This is a genomic window from Marinobacterium sp. xm-d-530 (genome assembly GCF_013283365.1).
Lineage (GTDB): Bacteria > Pseudomonadota > Gammaproteobacteria > Pseudomonadales > Balneatricaceae > Marinobacterium_E.
In genome coordinates this window covers 321,750-345,179 of the sequence record NZ_WBYM01000004.1, presented here as the reverse complement: position 1 = coordinate 345,179, position 23,430 = coordinate 321,750, and the positions used below count along the sequence as shown (strand labels likewise).

The 23,430-nt window shown below is 49.6% G+C and carries 22 protein-coding genes; 2 read left to right on the top strand and 20 right to left on the bottom strand.

From position 1 onward, the window contains the following. Positions 1-347 precede the first annotated feature (347 nt). From XMD530_RS08945 to XMD530_RS08885, 13 genes are all read right to left on the bottom strand, one after another. A complete protein-coding gene (locus XMD530_RS08945; protein ID WP_173484385.1) occupies positions 348-950 on the bottom strand; it encodes a Yip1 family protein in 603 nt (200 codons plus the stop codon). A 93-nt stretch (positions 951-1,043) separates the two neighbouring features. After that, positions 1,044-1,583, bottom strand: a complete 540-nt coding sequence (locus XMD530_RS08940) for a sulfite oxidase heme-binding subunit YedZ (RefSeq protein WP_173507051.1) — start codon at positions 1,581-1,583, stop codon at positions 1,044-1,046. 56 nt (positions 1,584-1,639) lie between these two features. Beyond that, entirely contained in the window at positions 1,640-2,632 is a 993-nt protein-coding gene (gene msrP, locus XMD530_RS08935) for a protein-methionine-sulfoxide reductase catalytic subunit MsrP (RefSeq protein WP_173507050.1), read from the bottom strand. A gap of 97 nt (positions 2,633-2,729) precedes the next feature. Continuing rightward, positions 2,730-3,494 carry a CDP-diacylglycerol--serine O-phosphatidyltransferase gene (pssA, locus tag XMD530_RS08930; RefSeq protein ID WP_173482285.1) on the bottom strand — a complete coding sequence of 255 codons (765 nt, stop codon included), beginning with the start codon at positions 3,492-3,494 and terminating at the stop codon, positions 2,730-2,732. A gap of 39 nt (positions 3,495-3,533) precedes the next feature. Beyond that, positions 3,534-4,397, bottom strand: a complete 864-nt coding sequence (locus XMD530_RS08925; RefSeq protein ID WP_173482284.1) for an A24 family peptidase — start codon at positions 4,395-4,397, stop codon at positions 3,534-3,536. Positions 4,398-4,495: 98 nt separating this feature from the next. Then, the gene (locus XMD530_RS08920; RefSeq protein ID WP_173482283.1) at positions 4,496-5,341 is read right to left on the bottom strand and encodes an isopenicillin N synthase family oxygenase; all 846 of its coding nucleotides are present in this window, start codon (positions 5,339-5,341) and stop codon (positions 4,496-4,498) included. A gap of 4 nt (positions 5,342-5,345) precedes the next feature. Further along, positions 5,346-6,305, bottom strand: a complete 960-nt coding sequence (locus XMD530_RS08915) for a nucleoside hydrolase (protein ID WP_173482282.1) — start codon at positions 6,303-6,305, stop codon at positions 5,346-5,348. A gap of 2 nt (positions 6,306-6,307) precedes the next feature. Then, a complete protein-coding gene (locus tag XMD530_RS08910) occupies positions 6,308-7,282 on the bottom strand; it encodes an ABC transporter permease (protein ID WP_173483002.1) in 975 nt (324 codons plus the stop codon). Continuing rightward, entirely contained in the window at positions 7,282-8,397 is a 1,116-nt protein-coding gene (locus XMD530_RS08905) for an ABC transporter permease (RefSeq protein ID WP_173482280.1), read from the bottom strand. Before XMD530_RS08905 ends, XMD530_RS08910 begins: the two co-directional genes overlap by 1 nt. Beyond that, positions 8,394-9,980, bottom strand: a complete 1,587-nt coding sequence (locus XMD530_RS08900; RefSeq protein WP_371731757.1) for an ABC transporter ATP-binding protein — start codon at positions 9,978-9,980, stop codon at positions 8,394-8,396. The genes XMD530_RS08905 and XMD530_RS08900 overlap by 4 nt, the downstream gene beginning before the upstream one ends. Positions 9,981-10,000: 20 nt before the next feature. Further along, a complete protein-coding gene (locus tag XMD530_RS08895; RefSeq protein WP_173482279.1) occupies positions 10,001-11,005 on the bottom strand; it encodes a BMP family protein in 1,005 nt (334 codons plus the stop codon). A gap of 153 nt (positions 11,006-11,158) precedes the next feature. Beyond that, the gene (gene ilvN / locus XMD530_RS08890) at positions 11,159-11,650 is read right to left on the bottom strand and encodes an acetolactate synthase small subunit (protein ID WP_173482278.1); all 492 of its coding nucleotides are present in this window, start codon (positions 11,648-11,650) and stop codon (positions 11,159-11,161) included. Between the two features lie 3 nt (positions 11,651-11,653). After that, on the bottom strand, positions 11,654-13,369 hold the full coding sequence (locus tag XMD530_RS08885; protein WP_173482277.1) for an acetolactate synthase 3 large subunit: 1,716 nt from the start codon (positions 13,367-13,369) through the stop codon (positions 11,654-11,656). A gap of 419 nt (positions 13,370-13,788) precedes the next feature. Here XMD530_RS08885 and XMD530_RS08880 point away from each other — a divergent pair, with 419 nt between their 5' ends. Next, on the top strand, positions 13,789-14,058 hold the full coding sequence (locus XMD530_RS08880) for a hypothetical protein (RefSeq protein WP_173481184.1): 270 nt from the start codon (positions 13,789-13,791) through the stop codon (positions 14,056-14,058). 25 nt (positions 14,059-14,083) lie between these two features. On the opposite strand, the gene XMD530_RS08875 is transcribed toward XMD530_RS08880, so the two are convergent. The 7 genes from XMD530_RS08875 to rluD form a co-directional block, all read right to left on the bottom strand. Continuing rightward, positions 14,084-14,923 carry a 23S rRNA (adenine(2030)-N(6))-methyltransferase RlmJ gene (locus XMD530_RS08875; protein WP_173488659.1) on the bottom strand — a complete coding sequence of 280 codons (840 nt, stop codon included), beginning with the start codon at positions 14,921-14,923 and terminating at the stop codon, positions 14,084-14,086. A gap of 109 nt (positions 14,924-15,032) precedes the next feature. Continuing rightward, positions 15,033-17,609, bottom strand: coding sequence for an ATP-dependent chaperone ClpB (gene clpB / locus XMD530_RS08870; protein WP_173507049.1), 2,577 nt, complete (start codon positions 17,607-17,609; stop codon positions 15,033-15,035). A gap of 134 nt (positions 17,610-17,743) precedes the next feature. After that, a complete protein-coding gene (umuC, locus tag XMD530_RS08865; RefSeq protein WP_371731756.1) occupies positions 17,744-19,009 on the bottom strand; it encodes a translesion error-prone DNA polymerase V subunit UmuC in 1,266 nt (421 codons plus the stop codon). Next, positions 19,009-19,440, bottom strand: a complete 432-nt coding sequence (gene umuD / locus XMD530_RS08860; RefSeq protein WP_173481187.1) for a translesion error-prone DNA polymerase V autoproteolytic subunit — start codon at positions 19,438-19,440, stop codon at positions 19,009-19,011. Before umuD ends, umuC begins: the two co-directional genes overlap by 1 nt. 88 nt (positions 19,441-19,528) lie before the next feature. Next, a complete protein-coding gene (locus tag XMD530_RS08855; RefSeq protein WP_217364174.1) occupies positions 19,529-20,593 on the bottom strand; it encodes a nitronate monooxygenase family protein in 1,065 nt (354 codons plus the stop codon). After that, positions 20,583-21,323 (bottom strand): peptidoglycan editing factor PgeF, encoded by a 741-nt coding sequence (gene pgeF / locus XMD530_RS08850; protein ID WP_173507048.1) that lies wholly within the window; start codon positions 21,321-21,323, stop codon positions 20,583-20,585. Before pgeF ends, XMD530_RS08855 begins: the two co-directional genes overlap by 11 nt. Next, complete coding sequence (rluD, locus tag XMD530_RS08845; RefSeq protein ID WP_173483007.1) at positions 21,320-22,288, bottom strand: 23S rRNA pseudouridine(1911/1915/1917) synthase RluD; 969 nt, start codon at positions 22,286-22,288, stop codon at positions 21,320-21,322. Before rluD ends, pgeF begins: the two co-directional genes overlap by 4 nt. Before the next feature lie 127 nt (positions 22,289-22,415). On the opposite strand from rluD, the gene XMD530_RS08840 reads away from it, so the two are divergent. After that, entirely contained in the window at positions 22,416-23,375 is a 960-nt protein-coding gene (locus tag XMD530_RS08840) for an outer membrane protein assembly factor BamD (RefSeq protein WP_173481191.1), read from the top strand. Positions 23,376-23,430 lie beyond the last annotated feature (55 nt).

The following is a 23,430-nucleotide window of genomic DNA, read 5'->3' as shown; positions in this document are numbered from 1 at the left end:
TTGTCTTGTTAAGCTTTTGTGCTCAACCTCAACAAGCGCCCACACGCATTACCTGATTAATTGTTAAAGAGCGTGCCACCGATCTCTTGGTGGCTGCTTGAGTACTCGTCTCAAGCGAGGTGCGTATATTATTGATCGCTTCGCCACATGTCAACAAGTTTTTAATATTTTTTGAAAATTTAAAAACTGTCTTATGCGTCAGGAACTTTCATTTATTTGCTTAAAAAACAAATAGTTAATTCGCACCTCTCGGTTACTGATCAACCTATAATCAGGCATGACTCCGTAATCGAGAGCGCGAATTATACTTAGGTTGAACAGAGCGTCAACCCCTGAGGTAAATAAATTTAACTTAATATGGTCAGCGGCACGACTGTACTCCACAGAATAACGCTCGCAGCCATAATAGTGACAAGTGCTACAAGGCCAACCGTCAATATTGATGTAGAGAACATAAACGCCCTCTCCTCTTCAATATGCATTATGACGGGTACTCCTGTATAGAGCAGATAGACACTAAAAGCTACCGCTAACATTCCGACACTGACGCAGAGCCATAGCATTGGATAGAGGCCAATCAGACCTGCCAGCAACATAGGTGTTGCAGTGTATAGCGCTAGACGCGCGCACTCATCAACACCCGCGTTGGCACCATAGGTTTTCTCCATCCAACGGATGCTATAGGTCAACCCGGTAATGACGCCTAATATAGCAATGTAAAATGCTACCGCGGCTCCAAAGGCGGATTCGCTCGCCAATAGGTGATATTCACCGTAGGAGACACTCCAACCCACCTGGGTTGTTCCTATGAATAGAGATATAGGTGGTATAAGTGCCAGTAACACCAGCTGAATAATGACGTTGTTTAGTGTTAGTGAAGAGTCTTTATCAATTGACTTCCACTCTTTTACTGGGTGATAGAACACACCCGAAAGATGCTGCAGAATCATTGTTACACTCCTTTCAAAGCTGAACTTTGAGTTTGTTTTTATTGATTCAACACATTCAATATAGGATACGTCTGGGATTTATGTGTTAGTTCACTATCTCTTTTTAGGCTTTCTTTTTCTAAACAATCGTTCTATTAAAAGTAGAGATATTAAAAGCGCATAGATAATCGCCTCTAAAATGCTAGCCCTTATGAGTAGTACCAGGTGTAACAGCGCTAACATAGCTGCTGGGTAGATCAATTTATGAAGCGTTGTCCATTTACGACCCAATTTTTTCTGCCACCCTTTTGTGGATGTAATTCCCAAAGGGATGAGCAACAGAAGTCCAGCCATACCCAACATAATATAGGGTCTATCCGTTAACTCTCTAATCAGCAGATCAACACGCCAGCCAAGAATAAAGGTCGATACCGCCAAAAGGTGGAGTACCGCATAAAGGAGTGCATACAGCCCCAGCATTCTCCGATGCTGCAGCAAAAACTTTATATTAAAACGCCTACTGAAGGTTGATGCACAGAGTGTCAGGATCAAAAACCGAATTGCCCACTGCCCTAATTCATCGACAAGCTCTTTCGCTGGATCAGCTCCCAACTGATTGCTATAGGCCAAGTAGACCAGCCATATCAATGGCATGGCCAGCGACGTAAAAAGAAAGATCCAAATGAGCCGTCTAGATAAGCCCCTGCTGGTTAATACCATTTAGAGAGATCCATCCCAGCATAGAGAGGTGCGACCTCTTCATAGCCGTTAAACATTTGAGTCTCTATGATTCTCGGATTAAACAGTGATGACGGCAGCCTTCTCTCTGTCGCCTGTGACCATCTAGGGTGATCTACAGTCGGATTGACGTTGGCATAAAAGCCATACTCTTGTGAGGCCGTTAAGCGCCAAGTATTTTGCGGCATGGTCTCTCTGAATCGAATCTGCACGATAGACTTAATACTTTTGAAGCCATATTTCCAAGGCACTACCAACCTAAGCGGTGCGCCATTCTGTGGAGGCATCGCTTGCCCATAAACACCGACCGCTAACAACGTCAGCGGGTGCATCGCCTCATCTATTCTTAACCCTTCTCTGTATGGCCAATCAATGGTACTGAAGAGTGAACGCTGACCCGGCATCTGCTCAGGGTCTTCAAGCGTGACAAACTCAACGTATTTTGCGTTAGAAGTTGGATTCAATTGCTTTATCAGTGAAGCCAGAGAGAAACCGAGCCAAGGAATGACCATCGACCATGCCTCCACGCATCGAAAGCGGTAGATCCTCTCCTCTATGTCCACTTTTGCAAGGAGATCCTCCAGGTTATAGATACCCGGGCGCTCTACCTCACCCAATATCTCGACCTGCCAAGGGTCTGTCTTAAAATTCTGAGCTCTCTCATATGGATCCTCTTTATTGAGGCCGAACTCGTAGAAGTTGTTGTAGGTAATGACCGAATCGTAAGGCGTCAACTCCTCATCTAAGCTCCAAGTTGTCTTTGCGCTTTCGAGCTTCGGTCTTAACCAGTCAGGACCAGGATAGAGTGGCAGATCGGAACTCTTGGGTTGTGTCAGAGCATAGCTAGGCATCGAAGTAGCACCTGCGACCAAACCCAGTCCTTTCAGTAGAGAACGTCTAGACAAATAGGCCGATTCAGATGTGATTTCACTGCTTAGAATTTTGGAAGACTTACCGATCAACATAATTAATCTCCTATCGCTATACCTCTAATATTAGTCGCTAAGCTGACAAATGCCTTACAAATAAAAAACCACCCGAAGGTGGCTTTCTAATGATGTATTACTCTGCTTGTCGTTTTCTACTTCTAAGCAGCCATTGAATAGGGCCTGATACAGTGTAAGCAAGAAAGATAAGCCACAGGTAGAGATCAGGATCTGTCGCTAGAAAGGCGACAACCAGTACGATCACAATCATTTTTACAAAGGTGATCTTCCCTTTTAAGTTGATCTCTTTACCGCTGTTGTAGAGAACATTACTCACCATAGAGAGACCAATGAGCGCCACATAGAGTGCGATCAACCAAGCAAATGGGGCTGGGTCTATCCCCTTTTCAGTCATAAACCAGATCAATCCAGCAATGGTTGCCGCCGCCGCTGGGCTCGGCAGCCCCATAAAGTAGCGTTTATCCAAAGAGCCAATCTGAGTATTAAATCGTGCCAAACGAAGTGCAGCACAGGCGCAGTAGATAAAGGCAGCCACCCAGCCAAACTTTCCTAAGCTCTGTAATACCCAAGTAAAACTAACCAGAGCGGGAGCCACACCGAAAGAGACCATATCTGACAGCGAATCGTATTCAGCGCCAAACTTAGATTGTGTGTTTGTCATTCGAGCCACACGACCATCTAAACCATCAAAAATCATAGCAACAAAAATGGCGACTGCCGCTGCAGTGAAATGACCGTTCATGCCCGAAATGACAGCATAGAAACCTGAGAACAGTGCTCCCGTCGTAAATAGGTTTGGTAACAAATAGATACCACGAGGTCGCTTTACGCTATCTTCACTGGTCGCGTCAGACGTCTCTGGGTCAATCTGGTCAGTCATGTTTAAGCCCTTAAAAAATATGCTGCAAGTCTAACGAATCTATAGAAGAAGCGACAGATACCATTGATTAATTTGATCACCCCAAATCAACATCAGCCATCCAGCTAAGGCTAAAAATGGGCCAAACGGCATGGGTTTAGTGAGATCCTGACGACCAAACAACGCGCCGACAAGTGCATAGATAACACCCGCAACGGATGAGATCAGAATAATTCCGGGAAGGATCGCATAGCCACCCCAAGCCCCAAGAGCCGACAGCAACTTAAAGTCGCCGTAGCCCATACCCTCCTTACCTGTTACCAACTTAAACAGCCAGAACACCAGCCAAAGAACCAGATAGCCAAGCATCGCACCAGTCACTGCAGAGTCCAACGGGACCCAGCCAAATACCAGATTAACCAGTAGACCCGCCCAAAGAAGGGGCAAGGTGATCTGATCGGGCAACAGCTGATGATCTGCATCGATAAAGATCAAGACAATCAGAGAGTAACTGACGAACAGCATCACCAACATCTGAAGAGTAAAGCCAAAATAGAGCGCAATAGTGAGACCCACTACAGCCGTCAACCCTTCGATCATTGGGTAACGCATAGAGATCGAACTGGCACATCCTGAACAGCGCCCTTTCAAAATTAACAGATAGGAGAGGATTGGGATGTTTTCATACCAGCGTATTGCATGTCCGCATTGAGGGCAGCGTGAGCGTGGCTGAGACAATGAGATAGGTTGATCATCGCTTATCTCCTGCTGATCCAAGAATTCAGCGGCTTCACGGCGCCAGCTATTCATCATCATAATCGGCAGGCGATGAATCACAACATTCAGAAAGCTGCCAACCAATAGAGAAAACATAACCACTGCAGGGAGATAGATCGACTCTAGGGTCGATAGATAAGCGCTCATTGCATCGCCTTATAATTGATCATCCAGTTATCCTAGCATGCAAAGAATATTCCAGATATTTTTGCGCTAAAAAAACCCGAACATTGCCGGGTTTAGGATCAGATAACGCCCAACTCTTTGAGCCGCTCTTTTAAATAGCTATCCGCTGTGTATCGATCCGATAGAACCACATCTGGTCTAGGGTGAAGAAACAACGGCAGTGAGATGCGCGATTTTTTGGTTGCGCCACCAACAGGGTTGATCACTCGATGTATGGTCGACGGGAAATAACCTGCCGATGCCTCTTGCAGCATATCGCCTATGTTCACGATCAAATTACCAAACTCAGCCGGTACATCAAGCCACTCACCTGTTTTGCTGAGAACCTGCAAACCTGGCTCACTGGCCGCCGGCAAAATCGTTAGCAGGTTTATGTCACCGTGTGCGGCCGCACGGATAGCACCTGGTTCTTCATTACCATCAAAGGGAGGGTAGTGAAGCACACGGAGCAGCGTCTGCTCACTGCCATTGATCATGTTGGGTAGTGGCTCACGGTAGCCTGCTTTCACCTCTTCAGGGCTAAACTCTTCGACCCAGCCTAGCAACTCAGAGGCTAATGAGCTGGTTTGAGAATAGTAAGCCTGTAACTCCTCCCGCAAATCTTCAGGGCACTGCCCCCAGGGGTAGTAGTGAAAATACTCTTTGATGTCTTTAACTGTATGATCTTTCGCCACTTCAGAAATTTTGCTGGAGAAAAAGCCATCCTGAGTACCGACGTTATAGTCAAAGTCAGATTTGCGATCGCTATTAAAAAAGGCCTGCCAATGGTCATAAATGGCTCGAACCTGCGCTTCGGCAATAGGGTGATTTTTGAGGACGCCGAAGCCGGTCTCATGCAGCGATTTCACAAACGCCTCGCTGGCACCTTCCGATTGATAATCGACCGCTTCTAAAAAATTCGACATACCACTAGCTCCAGTAACTGTTTGTCATTGCTGTTTCGAAAAAATCGACCACGCCAGCATCGTCAACACCCATGCAGGCCATCTGATCAGGACGATCTTTCCAATAATCCAGCATATAGGGTATGCCAAATCGACTCATGATGGTTTGACCCATAGCAACGCCTTCTGTCGCAACACAGATTGGGCCTGAAACCGTTTCAAATAACTCAGGATGCACAACATAAGCGAGGGCCGAAACGTCATGCGAATAGCAGCCATCAATATTCCGCACGCTAGAGTAAAAGTCGATGTAGAATTTAGCCGCACTCTGCATAAATGAACCCACCTTGGCGTTCTCTTTAGCAATACGATCAAACAGTGATCGAGGCAACATAATCTGATGAGTTACATCGAGCCCTACCATGACCAAAGGCCAAGCCGCAGCCATCACTTTATCGGCAGCGTGCGGATCAGAGAGAATATTAGCCTCAGCTACCGGAGAGACATTCCCATCACTCGCAATCACGCCACCCATAATAACAACCTGCTTAATCTTGCTAGGTAATTCAGGGTCCAGCTGCAGCGCCTGAGCTAAGTTACCCAAAGGACCAATCGCAACGATAACGATCTCACCCGGGTTCTGATTCGCTTGATCGACAATGAATTCAGCCGCCGATTGAGGGAGCGATGTTCTCTTAGGGGGTGCTAAATTGAGATTACCAAACCCATCGACTCCATGAACAAAGTCTGGAAATTCCGCTAGAGGCTTGATCATCGGCGTCGCAACACCCTGTGCAACGGGCGTTTCAGAGCCGGCCATCTCAACCAGCGTAAGGGCATTTTGAGTAGCCTGATCAACAGAGACATTGCCAAAGGTTGTTGTAAGGCCCAACAGCTCAATATCAGGGTGTGCCATCGCGGTAAAAATCGCCATCGCATCATCGATACCAGGGTCTGTGTCTAAAATAATCTTGTGCTGTGCCATTGTTATGCTCGATCTTTACTGTAAGGGGTACCAATCGCTTTAGGTGCGATCGCCCGACCAATGAAACCCGCCAACAGAATAACGGTAAGAATGTAAGGAAGTGCCTGCATCAGCTGTACATCAATTTCGCCAACAACGGGCAGTTGAACCCCCTGCATGCGGGTTGCTACGGCTTCTAAGAAACCAAATAGAAGACAAGCGAAGAGTGCGGGGAATGGACGCCACTTACCAAAAATAAGTGCGGCCAGTGCGATGTACCCCTTACCGGCCGACATATCTTTAATGAAACCTGCACCCAACGCGATAGAGAGGTAAGCACCTGCTAAACCACAGAGCAGACCCGCCATAATGACGGCACGGTAACGCAACCAAGCGACTGAAATCCCGGCGGTATCAACCGCCTGCGGATTCTCACCGACTGCACGAAGCCTTAACCCAAAACGAGTTTTAAAAACGATCCAAGCCGTCATCGGTACCGCCATCAAAGCGACATAGACCAATAGATTGTGTCCACTGAGTAGCTCTGTATAGATGGGCCCTAGTAGCGGAACATCCGACAACCACTCACTCAACGGCCAGGTTAGAGGGCCAAAGCGCTCTTCTGAAGTTAGAGAGGGTGTCTGCCCACCGCGACGGAACCAGGCAATACCCAACACAACAGTCAAACCTGCCGCTAAGATATTGATAGCCAAACCACTGACGACCTGATCACCTCGGTGAGTGATACAGGCAAAACCATGCAGTAACGCCATCATAATTGAGACCAATATGGCAGCAAGCAGACCTAACCATACCGAACCCGTTACAGCCGTCATTGCCGCCGCCGCAAAGGCACCCGCTAGCATCTTGCCCTCTAAGCCGATATCTACAATACCCGAGCGCTCTGAAAAGAGACCCGCCATGGCACATAAAATTAACGGTGCCGCCAGACGAAGTGTGGAATCTAATGCAGAGATTAACTGAACAGAAAACTCCATTATCGCTCCTCCTGACTTGAGCGGGAAACCAATGCAAAGAGTCGTTCCAGCGGTCCACGCATCATGTAGGCCAGAGCACCGCAGAACAGAATGACCAAGCCTTGAATCACCACAACAAGATCACGTGTGATGGTTGAAAACTCAAACGCCAACTCTGCCCCACCCTGAAATAGCGCGCCAAACAGCAGGCTAGCAATGATAATACCCAATGGGTGATTGCGCCCCATCAAGGCGACAGCGATGCCAGTAAACCCAGCACCAGAGACGAAGTCTAAACCGACACGCTCTTGTGCCCCCATCACCTCATTGATTGCGACCAATCCGGCCAAAGAGCCTGAAATCATCATCGCAATGACGACCATTCGTTTTGGATTGATTCCGCTATAGACCGCAGCTGACTCATTGAAACCGATCATGCGAATGGCATAGCCCCAACGAGTTTTCCAAATAAGCACCCAGACAAACAGACAAGCCAATAGTGCAACAAAAAGAGACAGATTAAGCGGCGTTTGAGTAATCTTGATCCCAAAAAACGCAAAGAACTCATGCATCAGCGGCAGTGTCGATTCGGGAGCAATCGCTCGTGTCTCTGGTGACATGGAACCCGGTTGAATCAGCACATTCACCAATAGATAGACCATCAATGCAGACGCAATGAAGTTGAACATAATGGTAGTAATCACCACATGACTACCGCGATAAGCTTGCAAATAGCCGGGTATAAACGCCCAAGCAGCACCAAATAAGGATCCAGCAATAATGGCCAGAGGTAGCAGAGCCCACCATGGCAAAAGATGATCTAAAGCGAGACAGATCAGTCCCACACCTAAACCACCTATATACGCCTGCCCCTCCCCACCGATATTGAATAGCCCCGCATGGAATGCGACGGCTACCGCCAAACCGGTAAAGATAAAGTTGGTTGTGTAGTAGAGCGTATAGCCAACCCCTTCATCGTATCCAAAGGCGCCACGAATAAGTACTTGCACCGCCTCTAATGGGCTTTCACCAATCAGAGCCACCACAACACCGGCTGACAAAAACGCCAACAAGACATTGATTAACGGAATTAGTCCAATGTCTGCCCAAGCAGGGAGCTTTGCACGACGACTCATGATTGCCCCCCCTGCTGAGCCATTTGATCACCGCTTCTTGAGCTGGACATCATTAACCCTAACGAGCGCGCATCGGTTTCTGAAGCCAACACATTACCCACGATGCGCCCTTCTGACATCACCAGCACTCGATCACACAACGACAGGATCTCTTCTAACTCTACAGAGACGACTAACACAGCACTTCCTTGATCACGCAGCGCAACAATCTGCTGATGTATAAACTCGATCGCACCGATATCGACGCCACGTGTCGGTTGTCCCACCAGTAACACTTTAGGTGTAGCGTTCATCTCACGTGCGATACAGAGTTTCTGTTGATTACCGCCAGAGAAACTGGCCGATTTGAGATTGGGATCCACTGGGCGCACATCAAAGGTACTCATTAACTCCTGACAGTGCTCAGTGATGGCAGAGCGATTTTGCAAAATCGAGCCATTGAACTCCGGCTCATCTTGAAAGCCCATGATGGCCGTCTCTTCTGCGCTAAACGCACCCACCATGCCATCACGGTGCCGATCCTCTGCCACATGTCCGACGCCGAGGTGACGAATCTGTTTAGGCGTCATTTGATGCTGAGCATCAATGCAGACACCTTCAATATTAATCTGCCCTTGCTGCACATCGAGCATGCCCGACAACAGACCTAGAAGTTCGGTTTGACCATTACCAGACACTCCGGCAACACCGACGATTTCTCCCGCATTCACCGTGAACGACACATCGTCCAAACGAGGAACATTGGTGTCATCACGCCAGGTTAGCGAATCTACTTTAAGAAGCGCTGCGCCCGGGTTTGCTTCTTGTTTATCTACCCGTAACAGAACCTTACGGCCGACCATAAGCTCAGCGAGTGCTTCACGACTGGTCTCCGCAGTGTTTACGGTCGCCACCATGGTCCCAGCTCGCATAACAGAGACCTGATCACTGATCGCAATCACCTCTTGCAGCTTATGGGTGATCAGTAGAACGCTGACACCTTGTGATTTAAGTGTTTTTAAAATCGCAAAGAGTTGATCAACCTCTTGAGGGGTTAAAACACCGGTAGGCTCATCCAGAATCAGAATTTTGGCGTCACGATAGAGCGCTTTAAGAATCTCTACACGCTGCTGCAAACCGACTGGAAGATGTGAAACCACCGCATCCAGATCGACATTCAGCCCATAACGGTCTGAGATCTCTTGCAGTTTTTTACGTGCTTTAGCGAGTGAATGCGTTAAAGACCAGCTACCTTCAGCGCCCAGCACGATATTCTCAAGCACCGTGAAATTATCCACCAACATGAAGTGTTGATGGACCATGCCAATCCCTAGCTCGATAGCGCGTTTCGAGTCAGTGATACTGACCACTTTGCCATCCACATGGATAGAACCACTATCGGCCTCGTAAAACCCATAGAGGATACTCATCAGTGTCGACTTTCCGGCACCGTTTTCACCAACGATGGCGTGTATCTCACCTTTAACGACATTCAGATCAACGTCGACATTGGCTTTGACGGCACCGAAGTGTTTATTAATCTTCGCTAACTGAATTGAATAAGAAACAGGATCCCGATTGGGATCCTGTATAGGTTGTGTCACCACTCGGTTAGACCTCTATCTTAGTCGAGTGCTGGACAGCTGTTGTCACTCATGTAGTCGTGAACTTTGATTTCACCAGCGATGATCGCTTTTTTCGCAGCTTCAACAGCCGATTTCATCTCAGCGGTGATCAGCGCTTCGTTGTGCTCATCAAGTGCCCAATCGACACCGCCCTGCGCTAGACCAAGCGCTTGGAAACCCGCTTGCCAAGTGCCATCCTGCATCGCTTTAAGCGAGTTATACGCCGCTACATCAACACGCTTAACCATAGAGGTTAGCATCGTACCTGGCTGCAGGTAGTTCTGGTTAGAGTCGACACCAATTGCGTATTTGCCAGAGTCAGCCGCAGCTTGGTAGACACCAACGCCCGTACCGCCCGCTGCTGCATAGACAACATCAGAACCACGGTCGAACTGACTAACAGCCAGCTCAGCACCTTTCGCTGGGTCATTCCAAGCGCTTGGCGTCGTACCGGTCATGTTACGAATCACGTTGATATCTTTGTTAACGTACTGAGCACCTTGAGCATAACCACACTCAAATTTACGAATCAGTGGGATATCCATACCACCGACAAAGCTGACAGTTCCTGTTTCTGATTTCATTGCGGCAAGCATACCGACAAGGAATGAACCCTCGTGCTCATTGAAGACAACAGACTGAACGTTTGGCTTATCAACCACCATATCGATCAGAGTGATGCGTGCATCTGGAAACTCACCGGCCACTTTATCAACGGCCGCAGCTTGGGCGAAGCCAACGCTGATGATTGGATTAGCACCACGCTGCGCAAAACGACGGATCGCCTGTTCACGCTGTGATGCATTAGTCACCTCGAACTCACGGTAGTTAACACCGCTCTCCTCTTTAAATCGCTCCATGCCGTTATAAACAGACTGGTTAAACGATTTATCGAACTTACCACCCATGTCAAAAACAACAGCTGGATTTAGGTCTGCCGCTTGAGCCGATGCTGAAGCTACCGCTACTGAAAGAGCGAGTGTTTTCAAAACTACACGTTTCATTATTGGTGTTCCTTATTTGTGATCGAAGTTTGATTGGTCATCAGAAATCTGGACCGATCAGTCAACCTTATCCCTAAACAGAGAGGCAAACAAGTCTATTTTTAGACAAAAAAAATCCCAGCAAAAGCCGGGATTTTCGAAGTATGAAATGCGTTAAACGCTCAATACTTTCTCGCCGCGAGCAATACCGGATACGCCCGAGCGAACCACTTCAAGAATCGATGCGGTACCTAAGGCTGCAATAAATGCATCCAACTTAGCCGAGTCACCAATCAACTGAACGGTGTAGGTGTTCGGCGTTACATCGATGATGTGGCCACGGAAGATATCAGCAGTACGCTTGATCTCTGCGCGCATCTGACCGTTTGCTTTCAGCTTGATCATCATAACTTCGCGTTCGATATGGTCGCCTTCCGATAGATCAACAACCTTCACGACATCGATTAGCTTGTTCAACTGCTTGGTGATCTGCTCAACAACACGGTCATTACCGATGGTTGTTACTGTCAAACGAGACAGCGTTGGATCTTCAGTTGGGGCTACCGTGAGCGATTCAATGTTGTAGTTGCGCTGTGAGAACAGGCCAACAACACGTGACAGTGCACCGGGTTCGTTCTCTAGGAGAACTGAAATGATATGACGCATCGTTTAAGTCCTCTCCGTTTTGTTCAACCACATATCACGCATAGAGCCACGTGGAACCTGCATTGGGTAGACGTGCTCAAATGGATCAACATAGATATCCATGAAGACTAGACGATCTTTCATAGCGAACGCTTCACGCATTGCGCCTTCTAGATCTTCGTAACGCTCAACCTTCATACCGACGTGACCGTAGGATTCAACCAGCTTGATAAAGTCTGGTAGTGACTTCATGTAAGACTGCGAGTGACGTGACTCATAGTTCATATCTTGCCACTGGCGAACCATACCCAACGACTGGTTGTTTAGGTTGATGATCTTCACTGGCAGATCGTACTGTTTACAGGTTGATAGCTCTTGGATATTCATCTGAATAGAGCCTTCACCGGTAACACACGCAACGTCAGCGTCAGGGAAGTTCAACTTAACCCCCATCGCAGCCGGAAGACCAAAGCCCATGGTGCCTAGGCCGCCAGAGTTAATCCAACGGTTTGGCTTGTTGAACTTGTAGTACTGGGCTGCAAACATCTGGTGCTGACCAACGTCAGAACAGACAAACGCATCACCATTAGTCACTTTAGAGAGCATCTCGATAACCTGCTGAGGCTTCATCTTGTCGCCTAGCTCAAAACGGCCACCGTGGCGTTGTCGCCACTCATCGATCTGTTTCCACCAGTTTGCGATCGCTTCAGCATCTGGCTGAGTCTTCGCTTCAGCCACCAACTCAAGCATCTCTTTAAGAACCGCTTTAGCTGGACCTACAATCGGCACATCCACATCGATCGTCTTAGAGATCGACGCAGGATCGATATCGATGTGTGCAATGCGCGCTGTTGGACAGAACTTATCAGTGCCGTTGGTAACGCGGTCATCGAATCGCGCACCCACCGCAAGAATGAAGTCTGAGTGGTGCATTGCCATGTTGGCTTCGTAACTACCGTGCATACCCAGCATGCCCAATGATTGACGATCAGTACCTGGGTAGCCGCCAAGACCCATTAGGGTATTAGTCACTGGGTAGTTAAGCTCTTGTGCCAGTTTAACCAGCTCTTCGCTTGCGTCACCCATGATGACACCACCACCGGTGTAGATCACAGGACGCTTAGCCGCTAGCAACATATCAACGGCTTTCTTGATCTGACCACTGTGGCCACGACTGATAGGGCCGTAAGAGCGCATTTTCACGTTTGCTGGGTAGTCGTATGGGTAACGCTCAGTTGGCGTCGTCATATCTTTAGGGATATCTACAACCACTGGACCCGGACGACCGCTCTGTGCGATGTGGAATGCCTTCTTAATGATCGAAGGGATATCCTCTGGACGCTGCACACTGAAGCTGTGTTTAACGATCGGACGAGAGATGCCAAGCATATCCGTCTCTTGGAATGCGTCCTCACCGATCAGGTAGCTCATAACCTGACCTGTAATCACGACCATTGGAATCGAATCCATGTAAGCCGTTGCGATGCCAGTCACCGCATTCGTTGCACCTGGGCCAGAAGTTACTAGCGCGACACCTGCTTTGTTAGTTGCACGAGCGTAGGCATCCGCCATGTGTGTTGCTGCTTGTTCGTGACGAACAAGAATGTGCTCAACTTCATCCTGTTGGAAGATCGCATCGTAAACGTGTAGCAATGCGCCGCCAGGATAGCCGTAGATGTACTTAACGCCTTCATCACGAAGCGCGCGTACGACCATTTCCGCACCTGAAAGTAGTTCCACCTTTTTACCCTCAATATTGTGTTGTCTATTCAACACTCTGTCTTTGTCTGATTCATGAATGAGTGGGTGCAGCGCCAGCGGGATTGTCCGCCAAAACGTCATCAATACGGGTGTGCGCTAACACAAAAAGCACTCGATACCACTGAAACAAGGATCTCTCTACCAGCAGCGTTAGACCTGAGCTGGGTAATGCTTAGTAAGCCTTTTAAATGCCTGCTACACGCGGGGTTATTTGCATATAACAGTAAGCTTTAAATTTTCGCACTGCAGCGCAGTAACTTCAACCGTCGCAGCGGCTAAATTGTTTAAAAAAAGAGCAACTTTTCAACGATTTCGACATTTTCACAAAAAACCTCCATCTTGCTAGCGCGACTTCATTGTGCGAGTTATAGTTCAAGAAGGTCATAGGGAGAAAAACAATGGTTTCGATTTCCGATGTAAAACAGAAAGATCGCGTTATTGAAGAGCTGGTTCGCTTCACTCGAAAGGTACTGATGGAGCCGGAAATTTGCTCAACCGCCAAAGAGATTGCGCGCAAGCATATGGGCCAAGAGAATGCGGTTCAGTTAATCGCTGATGAGCTCAATGACACCACCAGCGTTCACATTGGTTTAGAGCGCAGCGAAGCCGATGAACTGTTCATTGAGTTGCTGATTGAGGTGGTAAAAGATGAGCAGGCACTTTACTAGCCCACCGTTTCTCTAAATTGACGCCTTAAGGCGCCTGTTTCAGCCAACGAAGCGTCGTCTCTGGCGCTTCTGCGTTGAGTTGAGCTAACACATTCGGTAGCAACTCATCTAACTGCTGATCAAATTGCCAAGGGGGATTGATCAGCAACATTCCAGATCCGTACATACCCCGCTCTTTGGGCTCAGCCACAATAAACTGTGAATCCAACACACCAACATCCGGTAGCTGTCGAACCATCGCTTTCAGCATATTCTCATGACGATTAGCCGCCAGCAGTGGGTACCAGACAGCAATTTGACCATTGGGCCAGCGTTTCATTGCCTCTCCGACAAAGCTCGCCACCTGTTGATACTCCTCTTTCACCTCATAAGCGGGGTCGATCAATAGAAGTCCCCGATTAGGTTTAGGGGGGAGTAGTGATAAGACTCCTTCATAGCCATCTCGGTGGTGCACCCCAACATTGGCAAACAGGCGCATATTGCGCTTTAACTCTTTAACCTCTTGTGGGTGCAGTTCCATTAGATGAATCTGATCCAGCTCACGTGTATTTAGGGCCGTCAGTGTCGGTGATCCAGGGTAGTGAAGAAGCTGATCAGATTGAGACACTTCAGCGATGGCTGACAGGTACTGCTGAACAGCTTCCGGCTGTTTTTGCCCCCACAGCTTGGCCACCCCATCACGAAACTCACCGGTCTTCTGCGCCTGCTCTGACGAGAGGTCATATAACCCACGACCCGAGTGCGTCTCTAAATAGCTCCAAGGTTTCGCCTTTTTATTGAGCGCATTCAGTAGAAGTTGAAGGGTGAGATGTTTGTGAACATCGGCAAAGTTTCCGGCGTGAAAGCCGTGTTGATAGCTAAGCAAGGAGGTGCCTCAAAATTTGGTAGAAGCGCAATGATAGCGGTTTAAATAGCGGTTTCACAATAACGGGGTCTGACAGAAGGCCAGACCCCGATTTAGCACCGTAGTAGAGCTAGCGGAAGGTGAATTCACCGTCCGCCACATCGACCGCAATTTCAGCTCCAGGCATGAAGTCGCCTGCCAATAGACGCTGCGCCAATGGGTTTTCGATCCACTGCTGAATCGCACGTTTGAGTGGCCTTGCACCATAAATTGGCTCAAAACCGACCTCCACCAACTTATCCATGGCCGTTGATGTCAACTTGAGTCCCAGATCATGCTCAGCAAGGCGTTTACGCAGACGCTCCAACTGAATGGTTGCGATGCCTGCCACCTGCTCTTTGCGCAAGCTGTGGAACACGACAACTTCGTCGATACGGTTGATCACTTCCGGTCTAAAGTGGGTACCCACCACTTCCATGACCGCACCTTTCATCTGCTCATAATCCTGATCATCGCTGTAACCCGCGATCAGATCCGAGCCTAGGTTCGAGGTCATCACCACGATGGTATTGCGGAAATCGACGGTACGACCCTGACCATCAGTCAAACGACCATCTTCTAACACCTGCAACAGGATATTGAAGACATCGGGATGCGCCTTTTCGACCTCGTCTAACAGTAGGACTGAGTAAGGCTTGCGACGAACCGCTTCGGTTAGATAACCGCCCTCTTCATAACCTACATAGCCTGGAGGTGCACCAATCAATCGAGCAACCGAATGTTTCTCCATGAACTCTGACATGTCGATGCGCACCATCGCCTCTTCGGTATCAAACAGATAGCTGGCTAGCGCTTTACACAGCTCAGTTTTACCAACACCAGTAGGGCCTAAAAATAGGAAGCTACCGTTCGGGCGATTCGGATCAGCCAGACCTGCTCTTGAGCGGCGCACCGCATTCGAGACGGCTTCAACCGCCTCACCCTGACCGACGACTCGCTTGTGCAGCTCTTGCTCCATGCGCAGCAGTTTGTCACGCTCGCCCTCGAGCATTTTATTGACTGGAATACCGGTCCAGCGTGAGACCACTTCAGCCACCTCCTCTTCGGTGACTTTATTGCGCAACAACTCCGTTTGAGCCTCGGCTTCATCTTCACTATCGGCCGCTTGCAATTGCGCCTCTAGCTCTGGAATCTTGCCGTATTGGATCTCTGACATTTTCGCCAGATCGCCTGCACGACGTGCCTGTTCCATCTCGATACGGGCTTGGTCTAGCTGCTCTTTAATCTGCTGAGAACCCTGCAGTACCGCTTTATCCGCCTTCCAGATCTCTTCTAGATCTGAGTACTCTTTCTCTAGAGCACTGATGGTCTCTTCGAGCTCTTCTAAGCGTTTTTTAGCCGCTGAATCCTTCTCTTTTTTCAGCGCCTCACGCTCCATCTTCAACTGGATCAGACGACGCTCCAGACGGTCCATCTCTTCCGGTTTGGAGTCCATCTCCATACGGATACGGGATGCCGCCTCATCGATCAGATCGATCGCTTTATCAGGCAACTGACGATCGGTGATGTAGCGTTGACTCAGCTTTGCAGACGCGATGATCGCAGAGTCAGTGATGTCGACGCCGTGGTGTACTTCGTAGCGCTCTTTAAGACCACGTAGAATCGCAATCGTATCCTCTTCACTCGGCTCATCAACAATCACCTTCTGGAAGCGACGCTCAAGCGCTGCGTCCTTCTCTACATACTGACGATACTCATCCAGAGTAGTCGCGCCCACACAGTGCAGCTCACCGCGTGCTAATGCAGGCTTCAGCATGTTACCGGCATCCATCGCACCGTCGCCCTTACCGGCACCGACCATGGTGTGAAGCTCATCGATAAACAGAATGATTTGCCCTTCCTGCTTAGAGAGCTCATTAAGGACCGCCTTTAATCGCTCCTCGAATTCACCGCGGAACTTTGCACCGGCTATTAGAGACCCCATATCGAGCGACAGCACTCGCTTATGTTTCAGCCCCTCCGGCACTTCGCCGTTGATGATGCGTTGCGCCAGCCCTTCAACGATGGCGGTTTTACCTACGCCCGGCTCACCAATCAGTACCGGATTGTTTTTCGTGCGACGCTGGAGCACTTGAATGGTGCGACGAATCTCATCATCGCGCCCAATCACCGGATCAAGCTTGCCGCTCTCTGCCCGCTCTGTTAAATCAACACAGTATTTATCCAGAGCTTGACGGCTCTCCTCTGCGTTAGGATCCATCACCGCTTCGCCTCCCCTTACCGCATTAATCGCTTCAACCAGTTTCTCTTGTGTAAGACCTGCAGCCTGCAAGACTTTCCCGGCCTCACCTTTATCACTCAGCATAGCCAGTATGACGAGCTCACTCGCCACGAACTGATCGCCGCGCTGCTGAGCGAGTTTGTCGGTTAGATTGAATAGACGAGCCATATCTTGAGATAGGCGAATATCACCATCGGGCGAACTGACCACTGGCAGTCGCTCAAGCGCCTCACCCACTTTACGGGTTAACTGCGGCAGCTCCGCACCAGCCTGCTTGAGCAGGGGACGAATTGATCCACCACGCTGATCGATCAACGCAGCGAGCAGGTGGATAGGTTCAATCTGATTATGATCCTTACCGACGGCCAATGACTGAGCATCTGACAGTGCTTCCTGCAATTTTGAAGTAAATTTATCTGGGCGCATCTTAGCCTCCACTGATAGCGGCCTCCCGAAGCAAGGCCAATGAATGTTTCTATCTTTTATGTGAGGGTAAGTCTGACTATTTCAAGGGGTTTAATGAAACTTTTACGACATTATTTTAACTATTTAACACCTCTCTATTTGACTCGCGGTAACTCTAACCAACTGGTGGTGTAACGCGGAGAGAGCATTTCACGCTTCATATCCCAAGGATTCCGATCGATACGACGGGCAAACTGTACTTGACCTGTTTTATAGTTAATCTGATCCAGGGTGGTCATCAACGCTTCACTGCGACTGTCCCCGTCCGCACAAAATAGCGTCTGCTGCTGAAGCTTTGGATCGTAAAAGTCGCTCAACATCACACCCGCTTTGGCAAACTGATAACCACTTAACCAGATACGCTCTATCAGGCGCATCGAAGCGGCCAATAGCTGTCGCGTATCATCCGTTGGCTCCACCAGTCGTTCGCTGGTGGAGTTGGCATACTGCGGCTGACTCTTTGCAAACGGACTGGTGCGCAAAAAGACCTGCAGATGCTGAGCCACCTGCCCCTCTTTACGCAGCTTCTCTGCAGCACGAGTAATAAAACCGGCAATCGCTTTGCGCATCTCCGCTAGCTCGGTGATGCGTTCACCAAAGGAGCGCGACACGACAATCTGCTTCTTGACCGGCGGGGTATCGTCAAAGGGGATACAAGAGACCCCGTTAAGTTCAGACACCGTCCGTTCCAACACAACCGAGAAGTGTTTCCGTATCCATTTAGGGTCAGCATCGGCAAGATCCAATGCACTCTTAATGCCCATCGACTCCAGACGTTGACTGATACGACGTCCGACACCCCAGACATCACCCACCTCGGTCATTGCCATCAGCTTACGCTGTCGTTCGACCTCGGTTAGATCAACCACACCGCCCGTAGAGAGGTACTTTTTAGCCCCCTGATTGGCCAACTTCGCCAAGGTTTTAGTGGTCGATATGCCAACGCATACCGGTATACCAACCTCTTTCTCCACTTTGCTTTTAGTGAAACGACCAAACTCCAACAGTGAGTAGTTTTTCTGCAGCCCCGACAGATCCATAAAAGCTTCGTCGATTGAGTAGACAAACACTCGCGGGGCGATCGATTCCAGCGTATTCATAACACGCGCAGAGATATCGCCGTAGAGTGTGTAGTTTGACGAGAAGGTGCAGATACCGTGTTGCTCTATCAGCTCTTCAATCTGAAACCGAGGTACCCCCATTTTGACGCCTAGGGCTTTCACCTCGGCACTGCGCGCAACAGCACAACCATCATTATTAGAGAGCACCACCATCGGCACGCCCTGCAGGTCTGGACGAAACAGCCGCTCGCAAGAGACATAGAAGTTATTGCAATCGACCAGCGCGATCACTTGCGACACTACTTCAACACCCTGACAACACTGACCACCACACCAAACACTTGCAACTCACTCCCCTCTTTTAACTCGATGGGCGAGTAGCGTCGATTCTGTGGGACCAGACGCACGCGTGGACGTAGCTGCAGCGTCTTCACCGTCATCTCACCGCTGACACTAGCAATCACCACGTCACCATGCTGAGCGGTCAGCGATCGATCAACCACCAAGACATCCCCCTTGTAGATACCCACACCGTCCATAGAGTCACCATCGACACGGACGAAATAGGTAGCATTGGGGTGCTTAATGCAGAGCTCATTAAGACTCAACGTCTTATCAATATAATCTTGAGCCGGTGATGGAAACCCAGCCGGCACACTCTCTGTATAGAAAGGAATTTTTAAATGGTCAGCGGTAAGATCGACCGCATCAGCTATCTGCGTAATCGCCATCGTTAATACCTAATCAATCGATAAATATACTGTATGAATAAACAGTATATATCGACTACTAAAAATTAGGCAATCTGATTATCGGATTTTATGAGTTGAGTGAGGCTTGCAGCTCTGACACGAGTGTCTCGACCAGCTGCGCAGCAGGCATGGATCTCGCCAACCCAGCACCCGTGCCAGCCCAGTGTGCGGCATACCCCTCATCGCCCTGTGCAGCAGCTGTAGCCAACTGTTTCATCGCATCATAGGTCAGAGGGTAATCGGGAATATCCGCTCTGTTGTCAGGCTCAATCTCGGTGTGCGCTCGATTGATAATGCCGCGAGCCGGTCGACCGGAGATGGCTGATGTGATCTCGGTGTTAACCGAAGCGCCACGACATAGATTGGCTCGATATCTAGCATTGGCCGAAGATTCAGGGCAGAGCACAAAGGCTGTCCCCATCTGTACAGCCACAGCGCCAGCACTCAACGCGGCGGCAATATCAGCCCCTGTCATAATGCCGCCTGCGGCAATAATTGGCTGTTCAACAAAAGAGGCCAACTGAGTGACCAGATCCATTGTCATTAGCCGTGAATCCTGGTGAGGATCGAAGAGACCGCGATGCCCACCTGCCTCAACACCCTGAGCCACCAAAGCATCAACACCCGCAGCAATCGCTAACTGCGCTTCGCTCAACGAGGTGACACAGGCCAGCGTCAGGACACCCCTGTTTTGTAACTGCTTAATCCAAGCGGCCTCGGGCAGACCAAAGTGAAAGCTGACAACCGCAGGCTGCTCTTCTAACAGCACCGCCAACATATTGGGATCATCTAGGAAGCTTAGGTAGATCTCATTCAATTGAGCGGGTGGATTCGCGCCGAAACGATCAAAATGCGGAGTTAGGCGCTCAATCCACGCTTGCTCGACCTGAGCACTACGCTGAGGTTGCTGATGGCAAAACAGATTGACGTTGAACGGTTGATCCGTCAAAGCCCGCGTTCTCTGGATCAATTGACGCGCGGTATCAGCATTAACAGCTCCAACCGCAATAGAGCCCAACGCCCCTGCATTAGAGACCGCCGCGGCCAGTTCAGGTGTCGACACACCCGCCATCGGCGCCTGAATAATAGGATGGGTAATACCGAGCCCAGCCAAACCGGAGCTATTCATCATCGTCCATCCAAATTAGGCTAGCCATACGCCCCGTTTGAGCTTGGCGACGGTAAGAGAAAAAGCGCTCTGAATCGGTGTAAGTACATAAACCGCCGCCAAAAATCTGGCGAACACCGGCTCTGTTTAGACGCAATCGAGCTAGGCGGTAGATATCGGCCATCCAGCGTTCATTATGCGAGGGGCTGGGCTTAAACGCGTCAGGCGACTGGGCCAGATCGTCGACGAAACGGTCATACACCTCCTGACCCACTTCAAACGCATCGGGACCAATCGCCGGCCCCATCCACACCATGACCTCAGACGGATCATCAAACTGCGAAAGAGTCTGCTCTAACACACCTTCCGCTAAACCACGCCAGCCGGCATGCGCAGCTGCCACTTTGCTACCTGATCGATCAGTAAATAGTACAGGCAAGCAGTCTGCCGTCATGATGACGCACGCAACGCCCGCCTCTGTTGTGTAGCAGGCGTCCGCTTGACGAATCTGTTGATCTGGGAACGCCTCAACCACTTCAACACCGTGAACCTGCTTCAGCCACTGTGCCGCTTTCACTAGAGAGAGTGAATTCAGAAGAGACTGACGGTTATCCAAAACGGCTTGGGGGTCATCCCCAACGTGATCACCTAAATTAAGCTGATCAAACGGCGCTGAGCTGACACCACCCTGGCGCGTCGTACAGAGTGCTTTAATGTTCGGCGGTGCCGGCCAGTCAGCCCAGATTAAGTTCATAGCTCGTAATCGTATTTCGTCGCATCTTTATCAAGAACGCTCAGCAGGCGCTGCATATCGTCTGGAAGATCGATCTCCCAGCTGCAGTGTTCACCGGTGTAAGGGTGCCAAAGCTCCAACTTTTTCGCATGCAGCGCTTGGCGACGAAACCCTTTCAACGTCTGCACCATACGCTCGCTGCAGTTCTTTGGCAGACGGAAACGACCACCGTAGAGTGGATCGCCGACCAATGGATATTTAATGTGCGCCATGTGAACGCGAATCTGGTGGGTACGACCTGTCTCCAGCTTCAGGCGAATATGAGTGTGTGAACGAAACTTCTTCAACACGCGATAGTGTGTGATCGCCTCTTTGCCCAGACCCACAACCGCCATTTTGAGACGGTTCTTACTGTGGCGACCCATTGGCTCATCTACCGTACCACCACCAATCATGACACCCTGAACAACCGCTTCGTATTCGCGACCCATAGAACGCTCTTGCAGTTGTTCAACAAGATCAGTCTGCGCTTGAATAGTTTTAGCCACAACCATCAGGCCAGTGGTTTCACGGTCAAGGCGATGCACAATACCGGCCCGCGGTACCTGAGCTACCTCTGGGGCGTGATGCAACAGAGCATTCAACAGTGTTCCTTCGGCATGACCCGACGCAGGGTGTACCACCAAACCCGAGGGTTTGTTCAGCACAAGAATGTGTTCATCTTCAAACACGATATCGAGCGGGATATCCTCACCCTTATGCTCTTCAATGACTGCGATTTGAGCGTCGACGACAATCTTTTCACCACCGGTCAGCTTGTCGCGCGTACGCAGCACTTTGCCATCAACGGTCAACTCCCCCTCTTTTATCCACCCCTGCAGGCGTGAACGGGAGTAGTCGGGAAAGATCTGCGCAACGGCTTGATCGAGTCGTTTACCGTAGAGTTCATCGGGTACAACGGCTTCAAGGTGAATATGTTCTGACATTATTGCTCTATCTGGCTCTAAGAGTGTTTTGGTGAGCTAAGCTCTGTGTTTAAATAAGGAATATTGAATAGTATATCTCAATAGAGATCGCAGCGCTGAACCGCTGTATATAGATTAGGATGTAAACATGCGTTTTAACCGACTGATTCCCGCTCTTTTCGCTGCCACCCTACTGGTGGGTTGTAGTAGCAATGGGGAGAAAATAGAGCCCGACGTTCCAGAGGAGCAGCTCTATGAAGAGGCGCTAAGTGCAATTGATGCGGGCAATAACCAGCTCGCGATCGAGAAACTACAACTTCTTGAAGCGCGCTACCCATTTGGCCGTTACTCTGAACAGTCACAGCTAGAGTTGATCTACGCACACTTTAGAATGAACCAAAACACCTCTGCTGCAGCCGCAGCCGATCGATTCATTCGTCTACACCCTAATCACGACAACGTCGACTACGCCTACTACATGAAAGGGTTAAGCGCCTTTGAAGCCGAGCGCTCTTTCTTTGCTAAATACCTACCCATTGATGTGGCTCAGCGTGATCCAGGTGCAGCACGCGACTCGTTCGACAGTTTTACAACCTTGATTAACCGCTTCCCAGACAGCGAGTACGCCGCCGACGCGCAACGTCGTATGCAGTACCTCAAAAACCGTCTAGCCACCTACGAAATCCACGTCGCACTCTACTACATGAAACGTCAAGCATGGCTGGCAGCCGCAAACCGTGGTCGTTACGTGGTTGAGAACCTACAAGAGACTCCGGCAACACCGGATGCCTTGGCAATCATGGCAGAAGCTTACACTGAGCTTGGACTGACTGAACTGGCCGCTGATGCGAGTACTGTCTTGGCAACCAACTTCCCTGACTACCAGGTTCGCTCATTCAAAGCACCACGCAATGATCTGATCTACACCGCAAGCTTTGGCCTGCTCGGTGAAGGGACAGAACTGGCGGAGCCGATTCAACCAACCAGCTCACTGGCTCAACCGGTGCGTGCCGATGAAGCGCCAGCGACAGAGGCGACTGACACATCAGAGCAAGCAGATGAGGAGCGTTCTCTATTCGATCGCATCACCTTCGGACTGTTCGAATAGTCAGAAAAAAGATAGAAGAAAGGCGACCATTAGGTCGCCTTTTTTATGCGTTCGA

What these genes read in the sequence shown, in the direction of transcription:
- XMD530_RS08945 (WP_173484385.1), bottom strand. Translation starts at nt 950, where the DNA reads ATGATTCTGCAGCATCTTTCGGGTGTGTTCTATCACCCAGTAAAAGAG.
- XMD530_RS08940 (WP_173507051.1), bottom strand. Translation starts at nt 1,583, where the DNA reads ATGCCATTGATATGGCTGGTCTACTTGGCCTATAGCAATCAGTTGGGA.
- msrP (WP_173507050.1), bottom strand. Translation starts at nt 2,632, where the DNA reads ATGTTGATCGGTAAGTCTTCCAAAATTCTAAGCAGTGAAATCACATCT.
- pssA (WP_173482285.1), bottom strand. Translation starts at nt 3,494, where the DNA reads ATGACTGACCAGATTGACCCAGAGACGTCTGACGCGACCAGTGAAGAT.
- XMD530_RS08925 (WP_173482284.1), bottom strand. Translation starts at nt 4,397, where the DNA reads ATGAGCGCTTATCTATCGACCCTAGAGTCGATCTATCTCCCTGCAGTG.
- XMD530_RS08920 (WP_173482283.1), bottom strand. Translation starts at nt 5,341, where the DNA reads ATGTCGAATTTTTTAGAAGCGGTCGATTATCAATCGGAAGGTGCCAGC.
- XMD530_RS08915 (WP_173482282.1), bottom strand. Translation starts at nt 6,305, where the DNA reads ATGGCACAGCACAAGATTATTTTAGACACAGACCCTGGTATCGATGAT.
- XMD530_RS08910 (WP_173483002.1), bottom strand. Translation starts at nt 7,282, where the DNA reads ATGGAGTTTTCTGTTCAGTTAATCTCTGCATTAGATTCCACACTTCGT.
- XMD530_RS08905 (WP_173482280.1), bottom strand. Translation starts at nt 8,397, where the DNA reads ATGAGTCGTCGTGCAAAGCTCCCTGCTTGGGCAGACATTGGACTAATT.
- XMD530_RS08895 (WP_173482279.1), bottom strand. Translation starts at nt 11,005, where the DNA reads ATGAAACGTGTAGTTTTGAAAACACTCGCTCTTTCAGTAGCGGTAGCT.
- ilvN (WP_173482278.1), bottom strand. Translation starts at nt 11,650, where the DNA reads ATGCGTCATATCATTTCAGTTCTCCTAGAGAACGAACCCGGTGCACTG.
- XMD530_RS08880 (WP_173481184.1), top strand. Translation starts at nt 13,789, where the DNA reads ATGGTTTCGATTTCCGATGTAAAACAGAAAGATCGCGTTATTGAAGAG.
- clpB (WP_173507049.1), bottom strand. Translation starts at nt 17,609, where the DNA reads ATGCGCCCAGATAAATTTACTTCAAAATTGCAGGAAGCACTGTCAGAT.
- umuD (WP_173481187.1), bottom strand. Translation starts at nt 19,440, where the DNA reads ATGGCGATTACGCAGATAGCTGATGCGGTCGATCTTACCGCTGACCAT.
- XMD530_RS08855 (WP_217364174.1), bottom strand. Translation starts at nt 20,593, where the DNA reads ATGATGAATAGCTCCGGTTTGGCTGGGCTCGGTATTACCCATCCTATT.
- pgeF (WP_173507048.1), bottom strand. Translation starts at nt 21,323, where the DNA reads ATGAACTTAATCTGGGCTGACTGGCCGGCACCGCCGAACATTAAAGCA.
- rluD (WP_173483007.1), bottom strand. Translation starts at nt 22,288, where the DNA reads ATGTCAGAACATATTCACCTTGAAGCCGTTGTACCCGATGAACTCTAC.
- XMD530_RS08840 (WP_173481191.1), top strand. Translation starts at nt 22,416, where the DNA reads ATGCGTTTTAACCGACTGATTCCCGCTCTTTTCGCTGCCACCCTACTG.